Origin of the sequence: Jiangella rhizosphaerae, from assembly GCF_003579925.1 — a bacterium.
In the GTDB taxonomy this organism is placed as follows: Bacteria; Actinomycetota; Actinomycetes; order Jiangellales; family Jiangellaceae; genus Jiangella; species Jiangella rhizosphaerae.
This window is the reverse complement of sequence record NZ_QUAL01000350.1, coordinates 1-6,799: the sequence shown is the minus strand read 5'-3', so window position 1 is coordinate 6,799 and position 6,799 is coordinate 1. Positions and strand designations below refer to the sequence as shown.

Genomic DNA, 6,799 nt, shown 5'->3' with positions numbered 1-6,799 from the left:
CGCCGTCCCGGTCGCGGTCGCGGCGTCGGCGCTGCCCCGGCTGCGGCGGCGCGCCGGCGCCGTCGCCGGGCCGTCGTTCGTCCTCTGCGGCCTGGTGCTGATGGTGCTCGCGGTGTACCTGGTCGTGGTCATCGGGCTCGGCGGCGAGGTCGACGACGACGGGCAGGGCGTGCTGGCGTTCTCGATGCTGGCCGCGCTGACCGCGGTCGTGCTGGCCGAGCCGGTGCGGGCCCGGCTGCGCGAACTGGCCGAGCAGTGGGCCGGCCGGCCGCAGCGGCCGGCGTCGTCGGCGCTGGAGACGTTCGGATCGCGGATGACCCGCGCCGTCCCCATGGACGAGCTGCTGCTGCAGCTGGCCGAGACGCTGCGCTCGACGCTCGGCCCGCTCGGCGCGGAGGTGTGGACCGGCGAGGACGGCGTGCTGGAACGGACCGTCTCGGTGCCCGAACGCGGCCGCGGCCGCCTGACGCTCGCCGGCGCCGAGCTGGCCGCCGTCAGCCGGGCGCGGGTCTCCGGCAACGCGTGGGCGGCGATGTGGCTGCCGGCGGTGCTGGCCGGAGCCGGCGAGCCGGGACGGCGCTCGGTGCGCATCGCGTCGGTGACCCATCTCGGCCGGCTGCTCGGGCTGCTCGTGGTGGTGCGCTCCGCCGACGACCGCCCGTTCAGCGACGACGACGACCGCGTGCTGGCCGACCTCGCCCGGCAGGTCGGCCTCGCGCTGCACAACGTCCGCCTCGACTCCGCGCTGCAGGCGTCGCTGGAGGAGCTGCGCCGCCGCAACGCCGAGCTGCAGGCGTCGCGCGCCCGCATCGTCTCCGCGGCCGACGCGTCCCGGCGGCAGATCGAGCGGAACCTGCACGACGGCGCGCAGCAGCGGCTCGTCGCGCTGGCGGTGAAGCTCGGGCTGGCCAGGCGGCTGGCGACGGGCGACGCGGCGGCGCTGCTCGAGGAGCTGCGCACCGACGTCCAGGACACCCTGACCGAGCTGCGCGAGCTGGCGCACGGCATCTACCCGCCGCTGCTGCGCGAGCACGGCCTCGGCGAGGCGCTGCGCAACGCCGCCGGCCGCGCCGCCGTCCCGACCCGCGTCGAGGCCGGCACCGGCCTGCGCTACCCGCCGGAGGCCGAGGCGGCGGTGTACTTCTGCTGCCTCGAGGCCATGCAGAACGCCGCCAAGCACGCCGGGCCGGGCGCGTCGGTGACGGTGCGGATCGACGGCTCCGAGACCGGCCTCGAGTTCGAGGTGAGCGACGACGGTGCCGGATTCGACCCCGCCGTGGCGGCGGAGAGCCACGGCTTCGTCAACATGCGCGATCGGCTCGGCGCGTTCGGCGGCGAGCTGACGGTGACCAGCGCGCCCGGCGCCGGCACGGTCGTCCGCGGGACCCTGCCGGTGACGGCGGCGGCCGGCGAGGTCGCCCGGTGACCTTCCGGCGGCCGCGACAACCGGTACGCTCCCACCCGTGACCACAGGCACCCGGGTCCGGGTCGTCGTCGCCGACGACGCCCTGCTGGTGCGCGAGGGCGTCCAGCGCGTGCTGGGCCTGTACCCCGACCTCGAGGTGGTCGGGGTGGCCGGCGACCTCGACGGCCTGCTCGCCGCCGTCGAGGAGCACCGGCCCGACGTCGTCGTCACCGACATCCGCATGCCACCCACGTCCACCGACGAGGGCATCCGCGCGGCCACCCGGCTGCGGCAGACGGCCCCCGAGACAGGCGTCGTCGTGCTCTCGCAGTACGCCGCGCCCGCCTACGCGCTCGAGCTGCTCTCCGGCGGGTCGCAGCGGCGGGCCTACCTGCTCAAGGAGCGGGTCAGCGAGCCCGACCAGCTGGCCGCCGCGGTCCGCGAGGTGGCCCGCGGCGGTAGCGTCGTCGACCCCCGCGTCGTCGAGGTGCTGGTCGCCGGCACCCGCCCGGCCGGCGACCCCCTCGCCGGGCTGACGAAGCGCGAGCTGGAGGTGCTCGAGCAGATCGCGCAGGGCAAGAGCAACGCCGGAGTGGCCGCGGCCCTGGTGCTCACCGAACGCGCCGTCGAGAAGCACATCAACGCACTGTTCGCCAAGCTCGGCCTCACCGCCGAACCCGACGTGCACCGCCGGGTCAGCGCCGTCCTGCTGTACCTGGCGTCGCTGCGCTGAGCGACGCCGGGGGTGCTGGCACCCCTCCGGGACTGGTGGTGACCGGGTGGCGGCGAGGGCCGTGGCGGAACGATGCTGGTTGCATGGCCGGTCGTGCGCACACCCCCCACGCCGAGGCTCCGCCCGCCGTCGTCGACGTCCTCGTGGTCGACGACCAGGAGACCTACCTGTCCGTCGCGCGGTTCGTGGTCGGCGCCACGCCCGGGTTCCGGGTGGCCGGCGAGGCCGGCAGCGGTGAGGACGCGGTGGTCCTGGCCGAGTCCTTGCGGCCGGGTCTGGTGCTGATGGACATCAACCTGCCCGGCATCTCCGGCATCGAGGCGACGCGCCGGCTGGTCGCGGCCGCGCCGGGCACCGTCGTCCTGCTGATGTCGACCTACCCGGCCTCGGACCTCCCGCAGGACGCCCGCACCAGCGGCGCGCGGGCCTACGTCCACAAGGAGGACCTCGCGCCCGACGTGCTGGTCGCCGTCATGTCGGGTGACCAGCCGCCCGGCTTCTGAGCGGCTGCGCGAGCGCGGCGAAAACCTCTCGACCGGTGTCGCCGCCTCGGTGAGACTGAGAGGCATGGGCCACGTCGACCTCAACGCCGTCTCGTTCACCCTGCCCGACGGGCGGGTGCTGCTCGACGACGTCTCGTTCCGGGTCGGCGACGGCGCCAAGGTCGCGCTGGTCGGCGCGAACGGGTCGGGCAAGACCACGCTGCTGCGCATCGTCGCCGGCGACCTCGCCCCGCACGGCGGCGCGGTGACGCGCAGCGGCGGCCTCGGCGTCATGCGGCAGTTCGTGGCCCGCGGCGCGCAGGACGTGCGCGACCTGCTGCTGTCGGTGGCGCCGCCGCGGGTGCGGGCCGCCGCTGCCGCCGTCGACGCCGCCGAGCTGGCCATGATGGACCGCGACGACGAGCCGACGCAGATGGCGTACGCCGCGGCGCTGGGCGAGTGGGCCGACGCCGGCGGGTACGAGACCGAGGTGCTGTGGGACGTGTGCACCACGGCCGCGCTGGGCATCCCGTTCGAGCGGTGCCGGTGGCGCGAGGTGTCGTCGCTGTCCGGCGGCGAGCAGAAGCGGCTGGTGCTCGAGGCGCTGCTGCGCGGCCCCGACGAGGTGCTGCTGCTCGACGAGCCCGACAACTTCCTCGACGTGCCCGCCAAGCGCTGGCTGGAGGACCGGCTGGTCGAGTCGCCCAAGACGGTGCTCTACGTCAGCCACGACCGCGAACTGCTCAACCGCACCGCCACCCGCGTCGTCACCGTCGAGCTGGGCGCCGCCGGCAACACCGCGTGGGTGCATCCCGGCGGGTTCGCCGGCTACCACGAGGCCCGGCGCGAACGGTTCGCCCGGCTCGAGGAGCTGCGCCGGCGCTGGGACGAGGAGCACGCCAAGCTCAAGGCGCTGGTGCTCATGTACAAGCAGAAGGCCGCCTACAACTCCGACATGGCCGCCCGCTACCAGTCGGCACAGACCCGGCTGCGGCGGTTCGAGGAGGCCGGACCGCCGCAGGCCATCCCACGCGAGCAGACCGTCCGCATGCGGCTGCGCGGCGGACGCACCGGCAAGCGTGCCGTCATCTGCGAGTCGCTGGAGCTGACCGGGCTGATGAAGCCGTTCGACCTCGAGGTCTGGTACGGCGAGCGGGTCGCCGTCCTCGGCTCCAACGGCTCGGGCAAGTCGCACTTCCTGCGGCTGCTGGCCGCCGGCGGCACCGACCCCGAGCCCGAGCACGAACCCGTCGACGACGTGCCCATCGCGCCGGTCGCGCACACCGGGCTGGCGCGGCTGGGCGCGCGGGTGCGGCCGGGCTGGTTCGCGCAGACCCACGAGCACCCCGAGCTCATGGGCCGCACGCTCCTGGAGATCCTGCACCGCGGCGACGGCCGCCGGGCGGGCATGCCGCGCGAGGAGGCCAGCCGGGCGCTGGACCGCTACGAGCTCGCTCACGCCGGCGACCAGGTGTTCGAGTCGCTGTCCGGCGGGCAGCAGGCGCGGCTGCAGATCCTGCTGCTCGAGCTGTCCGGCGCCACGTTGCTGCTGCTCGACGAGCCCACCGACAACCTCGACCTCGTGTCGGCCGAGGCGCTGCAGGACGGGCTGGCGGCGTTCGACGGGACGGTGCTCGCGGTCACCCACGACCGCTGGTTCGCCCGCGACTTCGACCGGTTCCTGGTGTTCGGCGCCAACGGCACCGTCTACGAGGCGCCCGAGCCGGTCTGGGACGAGGACCGCGTCACCCGGGTGCGCTGAGGGCACGTTCGTGGCCGCCGGATGTGTGTTCGCGCGTGTTGACATGAGCGCCAACAGTTGGCGCTCATGTCAACACGCTGAAAATGACGTGGGCGCTGGGGCGGCGTCCACGACCCGCGCGGTCAGGCCGGCTGGACGTTGAACAGGTCGTCGTATGCCTCCATGAGCAGCGCACGGCCCTTGACCTGCGCGATCACGTCGGGACCGGCCACGCCGTCGATGCCGGGCAGCTGGCCGGCGCCGCCCTCGGGGCCGAGCGGGATGGCGACCAGCGGCGGCAGCTTCTGGTAGCCGGCCACCTCGCCGCTCCCGGTGATCCGCGCGGTCAGGTTCGCCGCGACGAGCTCCGCCTGCAGCCGGGCGGTCGCCGCCATGTTGCGGTCGGCGTCGGCGATGTCGCCGATCGCGTACACGTTCTCGTGCCCCACGACCCGCAGCTGGTCGTCGACGCGCAGGTAGCCGTTGGCGTCGCGGGCCGTGGCCAGCGATCCGGAGACGAAGCCCGTCGCCGGGGTCACGCCGAACGCCCGGAACCAGATGTCGGCGCTGAGCTGCTCGCCGGCCTCCGTCGTGACGGTGACCGGCGCCGCCGTCGCGGCCGGGGCGTCCGGCAGTGCCCGCAGCGGGCTGCCGAGCACCAAGCGGACGCCGAGCCGGTCGAGCTGGCGGCGCAGCTCCTCGCGCAGCTCCTGGTCGTACGGGCCGGGCAGGATGTCGTCGGCGAGGTCGACCAGCGTGACGTCCTTGTCGGGGTAGGCGGTCTTGATCTCGCCGGCCAGCTCCAGGCCGGCCGCTCCCGCCCCGATCACCAGGGCGCGGGCCGACGCGCGCAGGGCGTGGTGGGCCTCCAGGAACCGCTGGCGCGCGATGGCGACGTCGGGCTCGTCGGTCTTGGCCGGGAACGGGTACGAGGAGCCGGTCGCGAGGACGACGTAGTCGGCGGCCAGCCGCTCGCCGGAGGCCAGCGTGACGCCGGTGCCGTCGGCGTCGACGGCCCGGTCGCGCACGAACCGCCCGCGGGCGAGCAGCCGGTCGTACGGCAGGAAGATGCGGTCCAGCCATTCCGGCTCGACCAGCGCGCGCCAGGACGCGAGGTTGTGCAGGAACGTGTCGGACGGGTCGACCAGCGTCACGTCGGCCACGTCGTCGAGCGCCTTCGCGGCGTTGATGCCGGCGAACCCGCCGCCGACGATGACGACGGAGGGGCGAGAGCCGTGGGTCTCGGTCACGGAATTCTCCTCGGAGAGTCGAAGCTACGAGCTATCTCGTAGCAGCTTCGAAATTCGAAGCAACATCGCTCGCGCTAGTATTCCTCACATGTCCGCGAGCGTGCGCACCAGCCACGACGTCGACGCGTGTGTGCAGGTCGACGAAGCGCTCACGCGGGCGTTCGGCATCCTCGGCAAGCGCTGGAACGCGCTGGTCCTGGGCAGCCTGCGGTTCGGCCCGGCCGGGTTCCGCGAGCTGTCCCGCGCCATCGACGGGCTCAGCGACTCCGTCCTCGCCGACCGGCTCGCGGAGCTGACACGGCACCAGCTGGTGCACCGGCGGGTCGACGAGGGGCCGCCGGTCGCCGTCACGTATGAGCTCACCGAGCGCGGGCGGGCGCTGCTGCCGGCGCTCGACCAGATCTCCGCCTGGGCCGTCGAGCACCTGCCGCCGGAGCCGTCAGCGCAGTGACGGCGGCGGAACGGGCGGCGGCGGTCCCTCGTAGCGCCCGGTGACCCGCACCCGCAGCGCCCGCTCCTCGTACTCCTCGAGCGCGTGCGCGATCCACCCCGCGGTGCGGGCCACCGCGAAGATCGTCTCGCCGGCCTCCGGCGGCATCGCGGTCGCGACGGACAGGGTGGCGAGCGCGAGGTCGACGTTGGCCGGCAGCGGCAGGTGGGTGGCGGCGGTCTCGGTGACGGCGTGCGCGGCGGCCAGGGCGGGTGCGGCCCCGGGGACGTCCGCGAGCCGCTCGAACAGCACCTGCGCCCGCGGGTCGGTGGTCCGGTAGAGCCGGTGCCCGAGCCCGGGCAGCCGCCGCCCGGCCCGCAGGTGCTCGGCGACGACCGGGCCGGCGCCGCGCTCGAGCACGTCGGTGAGCATCCGGTGCGCGAGTCCGCTCGCCGCGCCGTGCAGCGGCCCCTCGACGGCGCCCAGCGCGGCCGAGACGACGGCGTACGGATGCGCCCGCGCCGACGCGGCCGCCCGCGCGGTGACGGTGGACGCGGCCAGGCCGTGGTCGATGAGCAGAACCAGCGCGGTGTCGAGGGTGGCGACGGCGTGCGCGTCGGCCGGCTGCGCGGTGAGCCGCGGCCACAGACGGGCCGCGATCGAGCCCTCGGCGGGGCCGGGCGGGGCGCCGTCGCGGCGGGGCAGCGCGTCGACGAAGGTGGCGATGAGCCCGCGGGCCGTCGCCGCCACGGTGCGGG

The 6,799-nt window shown here is 75.1% G+C and carries 7 protein-coding genes; 5 read left to right on the top strand and 2 right to left on the bottom strand.

The window, feature by feature from the left end; genetic code table 11:
- The 4 genes from DY240_RS24790 to DY240_RS34220 all read left to right on the top strand — a co-directional run.
- A partial coding sequence (locus DY240_RS24790; RefSeq protein WP_119662378.1) for a sensor histidine kinase occupies positions 1-1,426 on the top strand: 1,426 nt, incomplete at its 5' end.
- A gap of 37 nt (positions 1,427-1,463) precedes the next feature.
- Positions 1,464-2,138, top strand: coding sequence for a response regulator transcription factor (locus DY240_RS24785; RefSeq protein WP_119662377.1), 675 nt, complete (start codon positions 1,464-1,466; stop codon positions 2,136-2,138).
- Positions 2,139-2,221: 83 nt separating this feature from the next.
- Positions 2,222-2,641 carry a response regulator gene (locus DY240_RS24780; RefSeq protein WP_119662376.1) on the top strand — a complete coding sequence of 140 codons (420 nt, stop codon included), beginning with the start codon at positions 2,222-2,224 and terminating at the stop codon, positions 2,639-2,641.
- Positions 2,642-2,705: 64 nt separating this feature from the next.
- Positions 2,706-4,382, top strand: coding sequence for an ABC-F family ATP-binding cassette domain-containing protein (locus DY240_RS34220; protein WP_119662375.1), 1,677 nt, complete (start codon positions 2,706-2,708; stop codon positions 4,380-4,382).
- 122 nt (positions 4,383-4,504) lie between these two features.
- Here DY240_RS34220 and DY240_RS24770 read toward each other — a convergent pair whose 3' ends face one another.
- Positions 4,505-5,611 carry an NAD(P)/FAD-dependent oxidoreductase gene (locus DY240_RS24770; protein ID WP_119662374.1) on the bottom strand — a complete coding sequence of 369 codons (1,107 nt, stop codon included), beginning with the start codon at positions 5,609-5,611 and terminating at the stop codon, positions 4,505-4,507.
- Between the two features lie 88 nt (positions 5,612-5,699).
- Between DY240_RS24770 and DY240_RS24765 the strand changes: the two genes are divergently transcribed.
- Positions 5,700-6,062 (top strand): winged helix-turn-helix transcriptional regulator, encoded by a 363-nt coding sequence (locus DY240_RS24765; RefSeq protein ID WP_119662373.1) that lies wholly within the window; start codon positions 5,700-5,702, stop codon positions 6,060-6,062.
- On the opposite strand, the gene DY240_RS24760 is transcribed toward DY240_RS24765, so the two are convergent.
- Positions 6,051-6,799 (bottom strand): citrate/2-methylcitrate synthase (locus DY240_RS24760; protein ID WP_325049308.1); only part of this gene is annotated, 749 nt, incomplete at its 5' end. The genes DY240_RS24765 and DY240_RS24760 overlap by 12 nt on opposite strands.

Excerpts from the sequence above, each read along its gene's own strand:
- DY240_RS24765 (WP_119662373.1), top strand. The coding sequence starts at position 5,700 with ATGTCCGCGAGCGTGCGCACCAGCCACGACGTCGACGCGTGTGTGCAG.
- DY240_RS34220 (WP_119662375.1), top strand. The coding sequence starts at position 2,706 with ATGGGCCACGTCGACCTCAACGCCGTCTCGTTCACCCTGCCCGACGGG.
- DY240_RS24780 (WP_119662376.1), top strand. The coding sequence starts at position 2,222 with ATGGCCGGTCGTGCGCACACCCCCCACGCCGAGGCTCCGCCCGCCGTC.